The following is a 16,204-nucleotide window of genomic DNA, read 5'->3' on the forward strand; positions in this document are numbered from 1 at the left end:
ATGGTGTTGCGAGCTCGCAACGTGAACGCAGCGAAACTGCGTCAATGCGCCTCAGATTTTTCGAGCGCTTCTAAGGACGATTCTAAACTGCGTTTCGCTCCGCGATACTTCGAGTCAGTTCCGCGCACAGCGATCGAACGACGCCGTGCGCGGAAGCGATGATCAGACCGATCGCGCGCAGCGCGCGATCGCAGTTGCGGTGCTTTCGCCGAGCTCAGCGTCAGACTTCGGTGACGTGCTCCGGATCGGCGGATGCGAGCGCAGCGGCACGCTCGGCGCGCGGCGGATAGATCCAGACGGTGTTGATCTCCCGCTTGGTCTTCTTGGCCACATCGCCGACCATCTCGACATTGCGCTCCCAGCCGCGGGTGAACAGCGCACCGGCCTCGCCGAGGTCGAGGCAGGTGACATAGGCCTTCTGGTGATACGGCCTGGTCGGGACGCCAAGCAGCTCGGCCGCGGCGTTGTTGCCGGCAAAGGCGCCCATCCGCGTCGCGTGCTGGCACGACATCAGCGCGTAATTGCCGACATCGTCGCATGCGGCACGCGCCGCATCACCGGTGGCGAACACGCCCGCGATCGACGGTACGCGCAGATCGCGGTCGACCAGCAGCCGGCCGAAATTGTCGCGCTCCGCCGGGATCTGCGTGGTCAGCGGCGCGGCGCGAATGCCCGCCGCCCAGACCACGGTCGCGGCCTCGATATGCTCGCCGCTGGAGAGCGTGACGCCGGACTTGCTGACCTCGGCGACGCCGGCGCCGAAGCGGCCTTCGACGCCGAGCTTGCGCATCGCGTCCTCGATGATCGGGCGCGGGCCCTCGCCCATGTCGGGCGCGATCGCCACGTTGCGATCGACGATCACGACGCGCGGCTTGGCGTCGCTGCCGAGAATGTCCCGGAGCCGCGCCGGCATCTCGGTCGCCGCTTCGATGCCGGTGAAGCCGCCGCCGGCAACAACGACAGTGTCGCGCGCCACTGATGCCGGCTGCCTGGCGAGGTCGTGCAGATGGCGGTCGAGCGCGATCGCGTCCGCAAGATTGTCGACGCTGAAGCCATGCTCGGCGAGGCCGGGCACGTTCGGACGGAACAGCCGGCTGCCGGTCGCCACCACAAGGCGATCGTAAGGCAGCGTCTTGCGCGCGTCCTTGGCGGTGACGATCTGTACGGTGCGGGCCTTGGTGTCGACGGCTTCGGCGCTGCCCTGCACATAGACGACGTCGATCGCGTTGAAGACGTCGAGCAGCGGCGCGGTCAGCGTCTCCGGCTTCGGCTCGTAGAGCCGCGGGCGGACCACCAGGGTCGGCTCCGGCGCGACCAGGGCGATCTCGAGCTCCTCGGGCGAAACGCCCTTGATGTCGCGCAGGCGGGCTGCGGAGAGCGCGGCATACATGCCGGCAAAGCCGGCGCCAATGATGACAATTCGCATGGGTATCTCCTCTGGGTTGACAGTCTCTGATGTCCGCGCGTTGCCGTCGCCGCCTGCCGCTTGCGGCGAAGCCTGTCGCGATCGGCGACGCGAAGAGGTGGAAAGGCGAGCGCCTATTGCCGGGCGCAGCTCGACAGGAACGGCGTGCGCGCCCCGGGCATGCAGGCTGCGCGGCAGCCTCTCGCGCCCAACAACGATCCATGCTGAAGGCCGATCGGCAGCGCGGCCGCCGGGAGCCAGTCCCGGTAGAGTGCCTGGGCGGCGTCGCTGATCATCACCGACGTCATGGCATCGGCGCCCTGAAGCGCCTGTGCCGGCGCATCGGCGTCCTCGCCGGTTGCCGACGTGAAGCGGACGGTGAGCGTAAGTCCGTACGTCAGTGCAGTCGCGAGGACCCGGCGTCGCCGTGTGACTGCAAGGGAGCTACCGAAATCCTTCCAGGCCATCGCTTGTCTCCGTTGTTGGCATGGGCGCCACGGTGATCTAGCGAATTGGCTGGATGAGTGCCCCAGAGCGATTGCCCGACCTGAAGAGCGATTGCGGCTACCGCAGGCGGCGCCGCCAATCGCTCGGGGTTTCGCCGGTCAGCTTCCTGAACGCGGCCGCGAACGCGGTCTGCGAACTGTAGCCGAGCGCCGCCGCGATCGAGACCACGGATGCGTCGGTGTCGCGCAGCATGTTCATGGCCTGCTCGAGCCGGTGCTGGCGCAGCCAGGCATGCGGCGAGAGCCCGGTGCTTTCCTTGAAGGCGCGGCAGAAGTGAAAGCGCGACAGGCCGGCGTCCGCCGCCAGCGCCGCGAGCGAGACGTCCGCATCGCTGTCCGAGCGCAATCGCTCGATGGCGCGGCGCAGCGCCGTCGGCGCAAGACCGCCTACGGTCACCTGCACGGTCGCAGGCACGCCGGCGTGCGCCGACAGCAGGCGCGTGGCCAAAAGATCCGTCAATTGCTGCCGGAACAGCGCATCCAGCGCCGCGCTGCCATCGAGCGCATCAGCGGCGCTCAGCAGCAACCGCGATGTAATCGGATCGGGATGCCCGGTGCGCTCCAGCAGATCGCCGGGAGCGGCGGTGTCGGCCTCGCCGGCGACGCGCGCCAGCGTCGCATGCGGAAGATAGAGCTGAACGACGTGCACCGACTGGTGGATATCCCAGCGCGAGCTCGAGCCGGCCGGGATGATCGTCACGACCCCGGACCGGGCCGTTCCGATCGAAGCCACCCTGCCGGTGCGCCGCTCCAGCCGCTGCGAGCCTGCGGGATAGCTCATGACGACGTGGTCGACCATCGGCCTGACCACGTCGTGCAGGGCGTCATGCTTCCAATAGGCGATCGCGCCGCTCGACGGGTCGGCCGCCATGCGAAGCGGCTGCGTCTTGAGCACGCGGGCCATCTCCTGGCCGGCGGGCAGCGCGGACCGGCCGGTGCCTCGGCCGGCCGCGCTTCGGATGCGGCGGGCGAATCCCGCAAAGGATCGTGCAGGATCGGCTTACTCATCACCTGTGCTCGCGTTTGAAGGCTCATGCGCTCCCTCCTTGCGGGCCGGTCTGTCGGCCCCATGAGGCGCGGAACTGCCCGCCGGACGTAAGCGCCGCGCAGTTCGAATGTCTTTCCTGAAACGGCCATGCTTTGCCCAATTCTGCGCCAAGCGCGCGGCTGCGACATTTCTGCGTCCGGCACGGTCGATTGGACCAAAGCAGTTGAATTCATTCCGGAATCGCATTGCGCTGAACGACCGGCAGCATCGTTCATGATCGCGTGAGACAACTGGACTGCGCCGCAGCAATCCCGGATAATGAGTGACGGCTTCGCAGGCTGACCGACAGGTCCCTGCCCGGCTGCACATCAATGATGGACTCAACACGCATGGCACAGGCGGGCGCCTACGGGCAGCGGCTCGGGCAATTCCTACGCCTGAGGGATACGCCGCCGGCGCTGATCACGCGCACGCTGCGCAGCGCCGAGCTCGCGGTCACCGAAACCCGGGACGACAACCCGGTGCCCGGGCTGTCCGGATCGCTCACCGCCGAGGATGCCTTTCTGGTCAGCCTGAAGCTGCACGATTATCCGGACTGCGAATTGTGGGAGGGCGGCAAGTGCCTCATGAAGCGGGACATCCCGGCGGGCGCGACCTATCTCTACGATCTCAAACGCGATCCGCGCTACGTGATCGACAAGCCGTTCCACTCGCTGTTCTTCTATCTGCCGCGCTCGGCGCTCACTGACTTCGCCGAACAGACCGGCTCGCCGCGCATCGGCGAACTGGCCTGCGAAATCGGCACCGGTCACGACGACGGCGTCATTCGTCATGTCGGGGCGCTGCTGCGCGAGGGATTGCGTCGGCCGGACGAGACCAACCAGCTGTTCATCGACCACATGATGCTGGCGCTTACCGCGCACGTCACCCGCACCTATGGCGGAATACAACACCCGACCGGACCGGCCCGCGGCGGCCTCGCCGCCTGGCAGATCAACCGCGCCTGCGAAAAGCTCGAATCCGACCTCAGCGGGAAGATTTCGCTGAAGCAGATCGCGGCCGAGCTCGATCTGTCGGTCGGCCATTTTTCGCGCGCCTTCCGCATCTCCACCGGCCTGCCGCCGCACCAATGGCTGCTTCAGCAGCGCCTGAAGGTGGCCAAGCAGCTGATGGCGGCGCGCGACCTGTCGCTGTCCGAGATCGCGATTTCGGCCGGCTTTGCCAATCAAAGCCACTTCACGCGGGTGTTTTCCGCCGTGGTCGGCGTCAGCCCGGCGGCGTGGCGGCGCGAGATGTACCGCCCGGCGAGAAGCGAGAGCTGAACAGCGCCGCGTTCAACCGGCCGGCGCGGCTCGAACGGCATGCTTCGCGTGCCATTTGGGACCCGGTCCGCGCATGTAGTGCAGCTCGGGCCGGTAGGGATCGCGAATTCGCGCGATCAGATTCTGCAAGCTCGTCGTGATCGCGTTCCAGCCGTCGCGCAGAGAGAGCAATGATGCGTGCGGTGACAGCATGGCGCCCTCTCAGTGCGGCTTGCCGAGCACGGATGCGAAGGACAGGATCACGATCTCCTCGCCGGCCTCGTCGCTGACATGCACGACCCAGTCGCGCCAGTCTTCCAGGCTGACGGTTGCGACCAGCGATCGCATCATGCACGTCGCCGCCTCGCAGGCCTCCGAGAGGCTGGTCACCGAGGTGCCGCGGCGATCCATCAGCACCCCGTGCGTGGTCGAGCAATGGAAAAAGACCTGGGTCATGTGCGTATCCTCGCAAGCTCCGGACCAGAAGGTCATCTTTGGAGCTCCACGTTTCTTCGACGCGACCATTCGCAAGGCGGTTCACACGGGCGCGGGCCGCGCGGCGGCCTCGCGGAATGGTGATCAAGCCCCAGCACCGCCTCCTCACCAAATCGCGATTTGACAGTTCTTCTATATTTGTCAAAATCGTCAAATGGGACCGAAAACCCGCATTCTTGATGCCACCATGCTGGTGTTCCGCCGGCACGGCTTTCGCCGCTCCTCAATCGAGCAGGTCGCCGAGGCCGCCGGCCTGACGCGGCAGGCGCTCTATCACCACTTCGAATCCAAGGAAGCGCTGTTCCGCGCCGTGATCGAGCGCGTGCATGAATCCGCGATCGCGGCCGAGGAGACCGCCGTTGCCGCGGCGGAGACCGCGGGCGGCGATCTCGGCGACATCCTCGCCGCGGGCATGACCGCGCGGATGTCGACCATGATCGGCTCGCTGGACGGCTCGCCGCATCTCGAGGAACTGTATTCCGAGCACCTCGTGCACGCGCGCGACCTCTACCAGACCTACGCCGCGCGCTATGCGGAGCGCATGGTCGCGACGATCTCGCGGATCGTGCGCAAGCAGCAGCTGGCGCTGCCGCAGGACCTCTCGCCGGCCGAATTCGCGCGGCTGGTCGAGATGGCGATGTACGCAGCGAAGTCGCAATATCCGGCGATGCAGCCGTCGGATGCGTTCCTGAAGGACATTGCGATCATGGTGCGGACGCTCTGCGCCGGCGCGCTACCGAAATCACAGAAGCCGCCCGTCAAGAAGGCGGCAATCCCCAAGAGGCCGACACGCAGGACAAGCGGAGGACATCCATGAGCACGACGACCGTCAATGGCCGCGTCGAATCCCTGCCCGATGATCCCGATGCGCTCTTGATCGACATCGTGCGCGACCAGCTCAAGCTCACCGGCACCAAGCTCGTGTGCGGCGCCGGCGTCTGCGGCGCCTGCACCGTGCTGGTCGACGGCGCGCCGGTCGCAAGCTGCCTGATGCCGGCGCACGCCGCCGCCGGCAAATCGGTGACGACGGTGGAAGCCATCGGCGCGTCCGGGCTGCATCCGGTGCAGAAGGCGTTCATGGCGCATGACGCCCTGCAATGCGGCTTCTGCACGCCCGGCTTCATCGTGGAAGCGACCGCGTTCTGCGACCGCTGGCGCGCCATCAGGGGAACGGCGGTGCCGTCGCGCGACGAGATCGGCGCGGCGCTGTCCGGCCATCTCTGCCGCTGCGGCGCCTATGACGGGATTTTCCGCGCGATGGCGGATGCCTGCGCCGGCCGCTTCGACGGCGATCATGTCACGGCGCCCCGCATCGAGGCCCGCGACAAGGTGACGGGCGCGGCGAAATACACCGTCGATATCCATCATGACGGCCAGCTCGAAGGCCTGATCCTGCGCTCGCGCGAGGCGCATGCGCGCATCACCACGCTGGATCTGGCGCCGGCGCGCGCGCTCCCCGGCGTTACCGCGGTGTCGCTGCTCGGCGACGACCGGATCGTGCGCTATGTCGGCGAGCCGATTGCGGCGGTCGCAGCTCCGGACCGCAAGACGGCGTTGGCCGCGCTGGCCGCGATCAAGCTGACCAGCGAGCGGCTGCCCGCGGTGGTCGGGCTCGACGCCGGACGCAAGGATGATGCGCCCGTGGTGTTCGACAAGGCGAGCCGCAAGCGGGCCGGCAACGTCTCGGAAGCGGCCGGCGGGCCGGCGCCGTGGAAGCAGAATATCCGCGGTCCGACCGCGGTGTTCTCGACCCGCGCCAAGAAGGCCCGCAACTGGTTCGACGAGGCGCGCCAGGCCAACAACAAGCTGCTCATCGAAGCCACTTTCCGCACCGCCACGCAGCAGCATGCGTGTCTCGAGCCCCACGCCGCGGTGGCGCGCTTCGACGGCGACCGGCTGACCCTGCACGCCTCGACCCAGCAGGTGTTTCACCTGAAGGAGCAGATCGCAAAACGCTACAAGCTCGATCATGACAAGGTCCGCGTGATCGCCGAGCATGTCGGTGGCGGCTTCGGCTCGAAGGCGAGCCTCGGCACCGAGACGATTGCCGCCATCGAGCTGGCGCGCGCGGCGAAAGCGCCGGTGCGAGTCGCCTATGATCGCCAGGAAGAACTCTCGGTTGCCGGCTATCGGCCGGCCGCGGAGTTGAAGGTCGCGCTGCTGCCTTCCGAGCAAGGCGGCCTGAAAGCGCTCTCCGTCACCGCGCACGCCGATACCGGGGCCGCGACCAACTCGACGATCGCGGGACTGGCGCGGCTGATCTATCCGGCCGAGGCGAAGGACCTTTCGGACTTCGACGTCATCAGCAATTTGCCGCCCGGCGCCGCCTTTCGCGGCCCCGGCGGTCCGCCGATGGCGTTCGCGGTGGAGCAGTCGATCGACGAGGCCGCGCTGCGGCTCAACGTCGATCCGATCGCCTTGCGCAAGCGCTGGGATCCCGATCCCAACCGTCAGCGGCTCTACGACTGGGCATCCGGGCTCGAGATCTGGCGCAACCGCAAACCGGCGCAGAACGGGCGCTACCGCCGCGGCATCGGGATCGCGACGGGCTACTGGCTCTATCTGTGGCAGCCCAAAGTGAAGGTCGAGGTCGCGGTCAAGGCCGGCCGCATCGTCGCCAGCACCGCGACGCAGGACATCGGCACCGGCACCCGCAGCGTGCTTGCCGACGCGATCGCGCGCGAGTTCGATCTCGAACCCGGTGAGATCGATGTGCGGATCGGCGATTCCTCGCTGCCCGAAGGCCCCGGCTCCGGCGGCAGCCGCGTCACCGCCTCGGTGATGCCGCCGACGCTGCAGGCAGTGCGGAAGCTGAAGGCCGCGATGCTCGAACAGGCCACGCGAAAGCCGGCGCCCGGCTCGAACGCGCCCTGGCGCGAGCTGATCGCGCGCTCGCCCGACATCGCGGTGGTGGAGACGCGCGGCGAGGACGGCAAGAACACCGCGCCCGGCATCCGCTCGCCGCTGCGCGAAGTCGGCCTGATGGGCATGGTGTTCGGCTGGATGATGCGCCGCTTCTCGAACATCGCGGTCGGCGCCGGCGTGCCGAGCTCGGTGCAGATGATCGAGGTGGAGGTCGACACCTGGCTCGGCCATGTCCGCGTGCTCAACGTGCATACCGGCATCGCGGTCGGCAAGATCGCAGCGCCCGCGTTGGCGCGCAGCCAGGCTTGCGGTGCGGTGATCCAGGGCCTCGGCTACGCGCTCTACGAGGCGCGCGAGCTTGATCCGAAGACCGGCGACGTCCTGACCGCGGGAATGGAGGATTATCGCATCCCTGGGATCGCCGACACGCCGGAGATCGAGGTCCATTTCGACGAAGCCGGCTTCGACCACGTGCTCGGCAACAGCGTCGGCATCGGCGAGGCTTCGACGGTGCCGACCTCGGCCGCCGTCGCCAACGCGATCCACAACGCGATCGGCGTCCGCCTCACCGAGATTCCGATCCGGCCCGACCGCATCGTCGCCGCGCTGAAGGGGAGGGACGCCGCATGAGTGTCGCGACTGCAGACGTCATCTCCGCGCCCGAATTCCGCGCCGCCGGCACCGATCTGTCGGAGCGCCGCCGCAGCGGCCTGTCGTGCGGCTCGATCATCGATCTCGCCGCCAGTCCCGATACGATCGGCGTTGCGTGGAATGCGGACGGCTCGGCCCGCATCGGCGCCCTGACCACGATCGCTGCGATCGCATCCGATCCGCGGCTCGCCGAGGCTTACCCCGGCATCGCCGCAGCCGCGCAGGGCCTCGCCACGCCGCAGATCCGGCACATGGCGACGCTCGGCGGCAACCTCGCCCAGCGCTCGCGCTGCTGGTATTTCCGCAATCCGCAGATCGCCTGTCTCAAGAAGGGCGGCCCCGACTGCCCGGCGCGATCCGGCAATCACCTCTATCACGTCGCGTTCGATCTCGGCCCATGCGTCGCGCCGCATCCATCGACGATGGCGATGGCGCTGCTCGCCTATGATGCGAAGATCACCACCGACCGGCGCAGCGGCTTGTCGATCTCCGAGCTGCTCGGCGACGGCAGCAACGGCACGGCCGACAATCTGCTTGCACCGGGCGAACGGATCGAGCGGATCGAGCTCCCTGCTCCGCTCGCCGGCGAGCGCGCGCTGTACAAGCGCGCCATCAGCCGGACGCATGCGGAATGGCCGCTGGTCGAGATCTGCGTGCGGGCGGTGATCTCCGGCGGCGCATTTCAGCAAGTGCACATTACCGCCGGCGGCATCGCTCCGGTCCCGCTGCGTCTGACCGCATCCGCGGCGGCGCTGCAGGGTAAGCAGATTAACGCGGCGACCATCGCGCAAGCCACCGAGCTGGCGATCTCGGGAGCCAGGCCGCTGCCGATGACCGGATACAAGCTCGAGCTGCTGACGGGCCTGGTGCGCGACGTGGTCGAGCGGATCGTGGCGTAGGATCAAGCGCCCATTCGCCGCCTCGAGACAGCGTCGCGTCTGGAATGCATAGATCCAGGAATTCCTACGCCGGTATGCCGGCCTCACACAGCACGGCGACCATGCGGTCGCCCCATTCGGCGGATCTGGTCGGAAAATTCTGCCGCGCGTAGGACGCGCGGAAATCGGGCCGCAGCTTGAGCAGCCGGCCGGCGATGACGCGCGCCTCGTCGAGGCGCCCCGAGCCAACCTCGTTCATGATCAACGCGCTGAGCGTGTGTGCGTCTTCGCCGATCACCAGCGCCTTGGCGGCGGCCGCGCGGCCCTGCTCATACTGACCGAGCATGAAATGCGCGAAACTGATTCCGTTCCACATCGACGCCCGCCCGGGATCGATCGGGCTGAGCCGGAGTCTGTGCTCAAAACTTTCGATCGCGCGTGCCGGCTGCGCGCACATGAGCGAAATCCAGCCGCGATATCCCCACGCCGCAGCATCGTTCGAATTGAGCGAGATCGCCTCTTCGATCATGGTTTCAGCGCGATCGTAGTCGTGGCCGAGATAGGCAAACATGTGAGCCGCGCGCGCCAGCACGAACGGATCGTCGCTCGCCAGCACGCAGGCGAATTCGGCGATCCGCAGCGCCTCCGCCAACTCCTGCGCGCCGGGGGGCGTGCCGCGCGTGGTCTGTTTCAGCAGTGACGAATAGGCCAGCATGACCTGAGCGGCCGCATAGTTGGGATCAAGCGCGCATGCCTTGTTGAACCACTCGCCGAGTTCAGCGTCGCCCCACTTGGAGCGGTCTGCATAGGCCGCAATGCCTCTCAGAAAGAGATCGTAGCTATCGAGACGGTCGGTCGGCTTGGTTCGGGTTCGTTCGATTTCGCTCTGCTGGATCTTCGGAGCTATGATGCTGACGACATTCGCGGTGACCTGGTCCTGCAGATCGAACACGTCCCTCAGTTCGCCATCGAACCTGTCCGCCCAGAGATGCGTACCGCTGCCGGCCTCGATCAGCTGCGCGGTGATCCGAACGCGGCCGCTCGACTTGCGCACTGATCCCTCCAGCACGTATCGCACACCGAGCTCGTGCCCGACCTGCTTGATGTCGACGGACTTTCCCTTGTAGGTGAAGCTTGAATTGCGCGCGATCACAAACAGCGATCTGAAGCGCGACAGCGCGGTAATGATGTCCTCGACGACGCCGTCGGCAAAGTATTCCTGCTCCGGATCGCCGCTCATATTCTGGAACGGCAGCACCGCGATGGAGGCTTTCTCGGCAATCGCGGCTGGGGAAGCCGGGGCAGCGTGCTTCGCGACCGCGGCCGCTGCGGAGGCGCCGCCGACGCGAACTCTCCATGTCCGAACAGGCTCGGCAATATTCTTCAGGGCCTGCGGCCCCATGTCCTCGAAGGTCGCATCGACCTTGCCGCGAATGTGCCGTTGCACGTCATCGGAAATGCAGACGCCACCCGGCTCGGCAATCCCCTCCAGGCGCGCTGCGATGTTGACGCCGTCGCCAAAGATATCGTTGTCATCAACGATGATGTCGCCGACGTGGATTCCGATTCGGAATTCGAGCCGCTGTTCCGTCGGCACGGCAGCATTCTGATCGGCCATGCGGCGCTGCACTTCGACGGCACCGCGCACCGCGTCGACGGCGCTGGCGAATTCAACGAGTATTCCGTCGCCGGTCGTCTTGACGACACGGCCGCGATGCGCCGCCAGCGCTGGATCCAGCAACGCCCGCCTGACCGACTTCAGCTTGGCCAGAGTGCCTTCCTCGTCGATTCCCATCAGCCGGCTGTAGCCGGCGATATCGGCCGCCAGAATCGCTGCCAGACGCCGATCCATGCTATCGGTGGTCAAAGACATGCCCCCGGACGAGGGGTTAATTTTCGTCGCCGATCAAAGCACGGCTGACGGCCTCCGGGCTAGAGCAAACGTCCGCGCTGCTTGCCCAGGCTGGAAATCGGCGGCTTGGTCAACGACGATCTTGAGGCTATCGCCCAGCGGGTCTATCGCGCCCGGGTCAGCGCCAGCCAGATGCCGCCGCCGATCATGAAGCCGCCTGATATGCGCGACATCAGCCGGGTCCGCTCCCTGGAGAAGAACTTGCGGGCGCGGCCGGCCGCCAAGGCGTAGGCGGCGTCGGTCAGCACGGCGGTCGCCATGAAGGTGAGGCCGAGCAGCGCCACCTGCGGAACGTGCGGCTTGTCCATATCCATGAACTGCGGGATGAAGGCGCCGAAGAACACCAGCACCTTCGGGTTCGAGAGCAGCACCAGAAAGCCCTGCAGGAAGAAGCCGCCGCGCGGCGGTGGCGGCGTGTCGTCGGTGCTGACGCCCTCGACCGGCGAGCGGATCAGCTTGAAGCCGAGCCAGACCAGATAGGCGGCCCCGGCAAAGCGCACCCAGTCGAACCAGTAGCCCATCGTCGCCATCAGCGAGGTCAGCCCGACCGCGACGGTGCCGATCACGATCGCAAGCCCCACCTGCGCGCCCAGCACGTTGGTGAGCGCGGCGCGCGTGCCGTAGCGCAGCCCGTTGGCGATCACCATCGTGACGATCGGACCGGGCAGCAGCGCCAGCGCGATGCAGGCGGCGACGAAGGCGAAATAGGCTTGCAGGGACATGGGAGAGCTCGTTTGTTTCTTATCGTCATTATGCACGAGAGTGGCAGACATGGAAGCGCGTCCGCTCCCTCGCCCCGCTCTTCACGGGGTCGAGACGAGCGAAGCTCGCTCTTAGAGGGTTGGGGTGAGGGGCTCTCTCCGCCAGGCGGTGCGGGCCGTTAGACCTGTACCCCCCTCACCCGGATCGCATCTGGCGATGCGATCCGACCTCTCCCCGCAAGCGGGGCGAGGTGAAGAGAGATCACGCTCAACGGCCTTCCATTGCCGCGATCATCCATGACCTGATCTCTTGCCCCTCCAGAAATGTCAACGTCGCGCTTTGCACGCGCCCAACATCGCCGCTCCCCTGCGCCACGACCGCCATCAGGTCGCAGCGATGCGACACCGCGATGCCGATCGCAGTGCGCTTCCCGTTGGGCATCTCGAGATCATAGACCCTGATCCGCCCCGGCATATCGGCGACAGCAACGACATCGCCCGCCTTCAGCGGCACAAAGCGCGGGCTGATCATGTCGACATCGGCGACGCGATCGACCTCGTCGTCATCGGCGACGCCGCCGTCGCAATTGCAGAAGCCGAGCTTTGGCCTGAGATAAACCTCGACGTCGTCACCGCACTCCGCCGCGCCGCAACGGAAAGCCCGGCCGGCAGGCCAGCCGTCGCGCGGAAACGGCCAGGCGATCTCGCGCCACGCGGCCGCGCGCGGCGGCGCCATCTCGTAGCCCGCAACTGCGGAGAGCCCGCCGAGCACGAGGATCATCGCCGCGATGACCCGCCATGAGTGCATCATCGCGTGCTCACGGCAGACCGGCGATGGCGCGCGCAGCGCCGGTCAGTTCGAGGATGTGCAGTCCGGTGTTGGCGCGGTCGACCGCATAGATGTAGCCGCGCTCGTCGGTCTCGACATTGTTGGTCTGGATCGCGGCCTTGCAGCGGTCCTTGCCGTCGATGGTGACGCAGCGCTTGTCGGTCGCCGCCGTGATGGAGGGAATGAAGTACCCCACTTCCTTCGGGTGATAGGGATCGCGGATGTCGAGCGCGCGGACGCCGGCGTTGAAGAAGGCGATGAAGGCCAGCTTCTTGTAGTAGACCGGCGCCATGCTCTCGTTCGACGAATGCGAGCCGAACCGGCCGCCGCGCTCGCAGAACGCGCCGGAGGCCTCGGGTACCGTGTAGCTCGAGATCAGCATCGGCCGCGCCTCGGTGGTGACGTCGGCAAACCACACCATCTGCCGGGCCTCGCCGCATTCGTTCTGGATCGCCTCGTCGACGATCATCACGATGTCGCGGCTCTTGCCGTCCTTGTCGTGGGCGAATTCGGCGATCGGCATGTCGGGCATCGGAAACACCGTGTGCGCGCCATTCATGGCGGATAGCGGCATCCGCGCGATCTCCGGGAATTTCAGATTGTCCGGCGTCGGCTCCTTCGGTCCGTTCAACAGCTTGTCGCGGTCGACGATCTGCAGGAAGCCGCCCTTGTTGGTGCCATAGCCGAAATAGACGCGGTTGCCCGTTGGCCCGGTCGAGATCGGCCCGTGCAGTTCGGTCGGCACAGCGCCGGTCGCGCCCGGCTCCTGCCCGGGCAGGCCGAAATCCCTGATCTTCGTGGGGTGCGCGGGATCGGAAAGATCATAGACCTGCGTCATGCGCCGCGTGCGCCAGTCCGGCGCGCCCGACACCAGGAAGGCGATGCCGGTGCCGCATTCCCAAAAACTCTTGTGCGTGTCCTTCAGGCCGCCGATCCGGGTGACGAGCACCGGATTGGCGGGATCGGCGACGTTCCAGATCTCATGCGCCTCGCTGCCGAAAGTGCGCAGCATGTAAACCGCGTTGCGATCGCCCCTCGGCAAATCCTTGCCGTCGCAGACCCGCACCATCTGCGCGCCGCCGGATTCATACTTGCCTTCCTGTCCGGGAATGTGCCGCAGATATTTCGGGTGCGCGGGATCGGTGACGTCGACGATCGAGGTGCCGTTCGGCTCGGCCTTGCCGGTCATCGGGTTGACGGGGTCGGGAATGTCGTCGGTGCCGCCGTGATGACCGATATAGGCGATCCATTTGTCGCCCTGATGATGGATGGTCGGCTGATAGGCGCTGCGCGCCTGCAAGTCGTTGGTTCCGACCAGCCTCATGTTGGAGGCTTCAGGCGGGTCGCCGATCTTTGGCTGCTGGGCGCCCGCACCATTTGCGAGCAGGACAAGAAAGAACGTGCAGCAAACTGCCGTAACGCGACCGCCCATGCGCACCACCCAATGTTCCACACCAATCTGCGTTGGCTGCGGGCGACGCTAGCACGGTACTGCCGATGCCAAAACACACGCTCTTGACATGCAACCATTTGGTTGCCTATTATCCGACCCATGGATGAAGTCTTCAAAGCCCTCGCGGATGCCTCACGGCGAACGCTGCTTGACCGGCTTCACGATCAGAACGGGCAGACGCTCGGTGAGCTCTGCGACGGCCTCGACATGACGCGTCAGGCCGTCACCAAGCACCTTGTGATTCTCGAGGAGGCCAACCTCGTCACCACGATCAAGCATGGCCGCGAGAAGCTGCACTATCTCAACCCGGTTCCGATCCATCAGATCGGCGAGCGGTGGATCAGGAAGTTCGAGCGCGGGAAACTCGCCGCGCTGAGCGAGTTGAAAAGACAATTGGAGAAGCGTGATGAGTAAACCGGACTGCGTCTACGTCACCTATATTGAGACCACCGCCGACAAACTGTGGCATGCGCTGACATCGAGCGACTTCACCGAACGCTTCTGGTTCGGCTATCGCATCAGTTCCGACTGGAAGGTCGGCTCGCTTTTCTCTCTTACCAAGGACGGGCGCCGCGCCGTGCAGGGCGAGGTGCTGATTACCGATCCACCGAACAAGCTCGCCTACAGCTGGGACGTCGTGAAGGAAGGCGTCGAGCGCGAGCAGGTCTCGCGCGTGACCTTCGACATCGAGCCCCACGGCGGAGTGGTCAAGCTGACCGTGACGCATGATAATCTGGGTCCGAAGACGCTGCGCGACATCTCCGGCGGCTGGCCGATGGTGATCGCAAGCCTGAAGAGCTTCCTCGAGACCGGGCGCGAGCTGCCGGCCGACCTGCTCACCAGCGGCGCCAGGGAGGCCTACCATGCCTAAGCCCGAATTCGCCTACGTCACCTACATCGAGACCACGCCGGACAAGCTGTGGGACGCGCTGACCAAGAGCGCGTTCACGCGGCAATACTGGTTCGACACCGAGCTGCAATCGGACTGGAAGGTCGGCTCGCCGCTCGCGCTGGTGATGGGCGGCAAGACCACCGACACCGGTGAGATCCTCGAGGCCGACCGGCCGCGACGCCTCGCCTACACCTTCAAGCACGTGCTCGACGAGGACATGCGCAAGGAGCCGGCAACCAAGGTGGTCTTCACGCTCGAAGCCCATGGCAAGATCGTGAAGCTGACCGTGACCCATGAGGGCTTCGGCGCGGGCAGCAAGCTGCTCGACGGCATTTCCAAGGGCTGGCCGGCGATCCTGTCGGGGCTCAAGAGCCTGCTCGAGACCGGCAAGGCGGTCACGATCCCGCCGGCCGCGCTCGGGATCGACGGCTTCGAACGACAATGAAAATCTATCGACGGGTGCGTACAGACATGAACATCGAGAAATTCAAACCGGCAATCGTCTACGCGATCTACATCGCCGCCACGCCCGAAAAGGTGTGGCAGGCTTTGACGACTGCCGAATTCAGCCGGCAGTATTTCTCCGGCAACGCGGTCGAGGTCGATCTTCGCCTCGGCGGCGCCTACGTCGTGCGGACGCCCGACGGCGCGCTGCACATCTCCGGCGAGGTGATCGAGTGCGATCCCCTCAAGCGGCTGACCGTCACCTTCAACGTCAACTGGCCGCAGCTGGTCGAAAAGCTCGGGCCGACGCTCGTCACCTACGAGATCGAGCCGGCCGGCGACGGCGTGAAGCTGACGCTCTTGCAATCGCATGACCGTCCGATCAGCGACGACATTCTCGCAGGCGGCCGCACCGGCTGGCCGGCGATCCTCTCCAGCCTGAAGAGCCTCGTGGAGACCGGCAAGGCAATGGTGATCCCGATGCAGCCGCCAGCGCGCATGATGGCCGCGCTGAAGGAATTGGGAATTGCGATGCCGACGTGAGGTTGGCGATACGGCCGCTCCATACTCCGCTGTCGCCCCCGCGAAAGTGTTTGGTCCCTGCAGATTGGTTGGATGGAATCGGTGTAGAACGAGGCGTGGCCTTTGTTAGGGAGCGCCTCGTGTCATGGAACTGAGCTTGCACGCGAACGCCACGACGACGCCGAAGACACGTGCCTACATCCAGCGCAGCCGGAAGTCGGTCGCTCAGTTGGCGGCCGAATTGGGGGTCAGCGAGACCACGATTTATCGCTGGCGCAGCCGCACGACGGTCGAAGACCGCTCGCACCGGCCGAAGAACCTCACGACCAGCCTCTCCGCGGTTGAAGAAAGGGCCGTTTGTG

The 16,204-nt window shown here is 66.2% G+C and carries 18 protein-coding genes; 9 read left to right on the forward strand and 9 right to left on the reverse strand.

Going from position 1 to position 16,204, the window contains the following annotated elements; all coding sequences use genetic code 11:
• Positions 1 to 220 precede the first annotated feature (220 nt).
• The 3 genes from J6525_RS34580 to J6525_RS34590 all read right to left on the reverse strand — a co-directional run bounded on the left by J6525_RS34580 (position 221) and on the right by J6525_RS34590 (position 2,806).
• Complete coding sequence (locus J6525_RS34580) at positions 221 to 1,426, reverse strand: NAD(P)/FAD-dependent oxidoreductase (protein ID WP_225648016.1); 1,206 nt, start codon at positions 1,424 to 1,426, stop codon at positions 221 to 223.
• A gap of 113 nt (positions 1,427 to 1,539) precedes the next feature.
• Positions 1,540 to 1,872 (reverse strand): hypothetical protein, encoded by a 333-nt coding sequence (locus J6525_RS34585; RefSeq protein WP_225648017.1) that lies wholly within the window; start codon positions 1,870 to 1,872, stop codon positions 1,540 to 1,542.
• Between the two features lie 97 nt (positions 1,873 to 1,969).
• Positions 1,970 to 2,806 (reverse strand): helix-turn-helix transcriptional regulator, encoded by an 837-nt coding sequence (locus J6525_RS34590; protein WP_376708596.1) that lies wholly within the window; start codon positions 2,804 to 2,806, stop codon positions 1,970 to 1,972.
• Positions 2,807 to 3,288: 482 nt separating this feature from the next.
• Here J6525_RS34590 and J6525_RS34595 point away from each other — a divergent pair, with 482 nt between their 5' ends.
• Positions 3,289 to 4,221, forward strand: coding sequence for a helix-turn-helix transcriptional regulator (locus tag J6525_RS34595; protein WP_092087438.1), 933 nt, complete (start codon positions 3,289 to 3,291; stop codon positions 4,219 to 4,221).
• A 12-nt stretch (positions 4,222 to 4,233) separates the two neighbouring features.
• Here J6525_RS34595 and J6525_RS34600 read toward each other — a convergent pair whose 3' ends face one another.
• Both J6525_RS34600 and J6525_RS34605 read right to left on the reverse strand, forming a co-directional pair.
• The gene (locus tag J6525_RS34600) at positions 4,234 to 4,413 is read right to left on the reverse strand and encodes a hypothetical protein (RefSeq protein ID WP_225648018.1); all 180 of its coding nucleotides are present in this window, start codon (positions 4,411 to 4,413) and stop codon (positions 4,234 to 4,236) included.
• A gap of 9 nt (positions 4,414 to 4,422) precedes the next feature.
• Positions 4,423 to 4,656, reverse strand: a complete 234-nt coding sequence (locus tag J6525_RS34605) for a DUF6894 family protein (RefSeq protein ID WP_092087436.1) — start codon at positions 4,654 to 4,656, stop codon at positions 4,423 to 4,425.
• Positions 4,657 to 4,849: 193 nt separating this feature from the next.
• Between J6525_RS34605 and J6525_RS34610 the strand changes: the two genes are divergently transcribed.
• From J6525_RS34610 to J6525_RS34620, 3 genes are read left to right on the forward strand one after another with little or no spacing between them, the layout of a single operon-like run.
• Entirely contained in the window at positions 4,850 to 5,512 is a 663-nt protein-coding gene (locus tag J6525_RS34610; protein WP_225648019.1) for a TetR/AcrR family transcriptional regulator, read from the forward strand.
• Entirely contained in the window at positions 5,509 to 8,190 is a 2,682-nt protein-coding gene (locus tag J6525_RS34615; RefSeq protein ID WP_225648020.1) for a molybdopterin-dependent oxidoreductase, read from the forward strand. The genes J6525_RS34610 and J6525_RS34615 overlap by 4 nt, the downstream gene beginning before the upstream one ends.
• The gene (locus J6525_RS34620) at positions 8,187 to 9,110 is read left to right on the forward strand and encodes an FAD binding domain-containing protein (RefSeq protein WP_225648021.1); all 924 of its coding nucleotides are present in this window, start codon (positions 8,187 to 8,189) and stop codon (positions 9,108 to 9,110) included. The genes J6525_RS34615 and J6525_RS34620 overlap by 4 nt, the downstream gene beginning before the upstream one ends.
• Positions 9,111 to 9,174: 64 nt before the next feature.
• On the opposite strand, the gene J6525_RS34625 is transcribed toward J6525_RS34620, so the two are convergent.
• The 4 genes from J6525_RS34625 to J6525_RS34640 form a co-directional block, all read right to left on the reverse strand.
• On the reverse strand, positions 9,175 to 10,941 hold the full coding sequence (locus J6525_RS34625; RefSeq protein WP_225648022.1) for an adenylate/guanylate cyclase domain-containing protein: 1,767 nt from the start codon (positions 10,939 to 10,941) through the stop codon (positions 9,175 to 9,177).
• 164 nt (positions 10,942 to 11,105) lie between these two features.
• Positions 11,106 to 11,723: a LysE family translocator gene (locus J6525_RS34630; protein ID WP_018269825.1), complete on the reverse strand. Its 618-nt coding sequence runs from the start codon at positions 11,721 to 11,723 to the stop codon at positions 11,106 to 11,108.
• A gap of 247 nt (positions 11,724 to 11,970) precedes the next feature.
• The gene (locus J6525_RS34635; RefSeq protein WP_225648023.1) at positions 11,971 to 12,513 is read right to left on the reverse strand and encodes a hypothetical protein; all 543 of its coding nucleotides are present in this window, start codon (positions 12,511 to 12,513) and stop codon (positions 11,971 to 11,973) included.
• A 7-nt stretch (positions 12,514 to 12,520) separates the two neighbouring features.
• Positions 12,521 to 13,963 (reverse strand): LVIVD repeat-containing protein, encoded by a 1,443-nt coding sequence (locus J6525_RS34640; protein ID WP_312010019.1) that lies wholly within the window; start codon positions 13,961 to 13,963, stop codon positions 12,521 to 12,523.
• Positions 13,964 to 14,083: 120 nt separating this feature from the next.
• On the opposite strand from J6525_RS34640, the gene J6525_RS34645 reads away from it, so the two are divergent.
• From J6525_RS34645 to J6525_RS34665, 5 genes are all read left to right on the forward strand, one after another.
• Positions 14,084 to 14,398, forward strand: a complete 315-nt coding sequence (locus tag J6525_RS34645) for an ArsR/SmtB family transcription factor (RefSeq protein ID WP_028343393.1) — start codon at positions 14,084 to 14,086, stop codon at positions 14,396 to 14,398.
• Positions 14,391 to 14,855, forward strand: a complete 465-nt coding sequence (locus tag J6525_RS34650; protein ID WP_225648025.1) for an SRPBCC family protein — start codon at positions 14,391 to 14,393, stop codon at positions 14,853 to 14,855. The genes J6525_RS34645 and J6525_RS34650 overlap by 8 nt, the downstream gene beginning before the upstream one ends.
• Complete coding sequence (locus J6525_RS34655) at positions 14,848 to 15,321, forward strand: SRPBCC family protein (RefSeq protein ID WP_225648026.1); 474 nt, start codon at positions 14,848 to 14,850, stop codon at positions 15,319 to 15,321. The genes J6525_RS34650 and J6525_RS34655 overlap by 8 nt, the downstream gene beginning before the upstream one ends.
• 26 nt (positions 15,322 to 15,347) lie before the next feature.
• Positions 15,348 to 15,863: an SRPBCC family protein gene (locus J6525_RS34660; protein ID WP_225648027.1), complete on the forward strand. Its 516-nt coding sequence runs from the start codon at positions 15,348 to 15,350 to the stop codon at positions 15,861 to 15,863.
• A 124-nt stretch (positions 15,864 to 15,987) separates the two neighbouring features.
• The coding region (locus J6525_RS34665; RefSeq protein WP_225647727.1) for a helix-turn-helix domain-containing protein at positions 15,988 to 16,204 on the forward strand (217 nt) is incomplete at its 3' end.

Source organism: Bradyrhizobium australafricanum, from assembly GCF_020329495.1.
Classification (GTDB): Bacteria; Pseudomonadota; Alphaproteobacteria; order Rhizobiales; family Xanthobacteraceae; genus Bradyrhizobium; species Bradyrhizobium australafricanum.

Coding starts and splice junctions, on each gene's coding strand:
- J6525_RS34580 (WP_225648016.1), bottom strand. CDS start 1,426: ATGCGAATTGTCATCATTGGCGCCGGCTTTGCCGGCATGTATGCCGCG.
- J6525_RS34585 (WP_225648017.1), bottom strand. CDS start 1,872: ATGGCCTGGAAGGATTTCGGTAGCTCCCTTGCAGTCACACGGCGACGC.
- J6525_RS34595 (WP_092087438.1), top strand. CDS start 3,289: ATGGCACAGGCGGGCGCCTACGGGCAGCGGCTCGGGCAATTCCTACGC.
- J6525_RS34600 (WP_225648018.1), bottom strand. CDS start 4,413: ATGCTGTCACCGCACGCATCATTGCTCTCTCTGCGCGACGGCTGGAAC.
- J6525_RS34605 (WP_092087436.1), bottom strand. CDS start 4,656: ATGACCCAGGTCTTTTTCCATTGCTCGACCACGCACGGGGTGCTGATG.
- J6525_RS34610 (WP_225648019.1), top strand. CDS start 4,850: ATGGGACCGAAAACCCGCATTCTTGATGCCACCATGCTGGTGTTCCGC.
- J6525_RS34615 (WP_225648020.1), top strand. CDS start 5,509: ATGAGCACGACGACCGTCAATGGCCGCGTCGAATCCCTGCCCGATGAT.
- J6525_RS34620 (WP_225648021.1), top strand. CDS start 8,187: ATGAGTGTCGCGACTGCAGACGTCATCTCCGCGCCCGAATTCCGCGCC.
- J6525_RS34625 (WP_225648022.1), bottom strand. CDS start 10,941: ATGGATCGGCGTCTGGCAGCGATTCTGGCGGCCGATATCGCCGGCTAC.
- J6525_RS34630 (WP_018269825.1), bottom strand. CDS start 11,723: ATGTCCCTGCAAGCCTATTTCGCCTTCGTCGCCGCCTGCATCGCGCTG.
- J6525_RS34635 (WP_225648023.1), bottom strand. CDS start 12,513: ATGATGCACTCATGGCGGGTCATCGCGGCGATGATCCTCGTGCTCGGC.
- J6525_RS34640 (WP_312010019.1), bottom strand. CDS start 13,963: ATGGGCGGTCGCGTTACGGCAGTTTGCTGCACGTTCTTTCTTGTCCTG.
- J6525_RS34645 (WP_028343393.1), top strand. CDS start 14,084: ATGGATGAAGTCTTCAAAGCCCTCGCGGATGCCTCACGGCGAACGCTG.
- J6525_RS34650 (WP_225648025.1), top strand. CDS start 14,391: ATGAGTAAACCGGACTGCGTCTACGTCACCTATATTGAGACCACCGCC.
- J6525_RS34655 (WP_225648026.1), top strand. CDS start 14,848: ATGCCTAAGCCCGAATTCGCCTACGTCACCTACATCGAGACCACGCCG.
- J6525_RS34660 (WP_225648027.1), top strand. CDS start 15,348: ATGAACATCGAGAAATTCAAACCGGCAATCGTCTACGCGATCTACATC.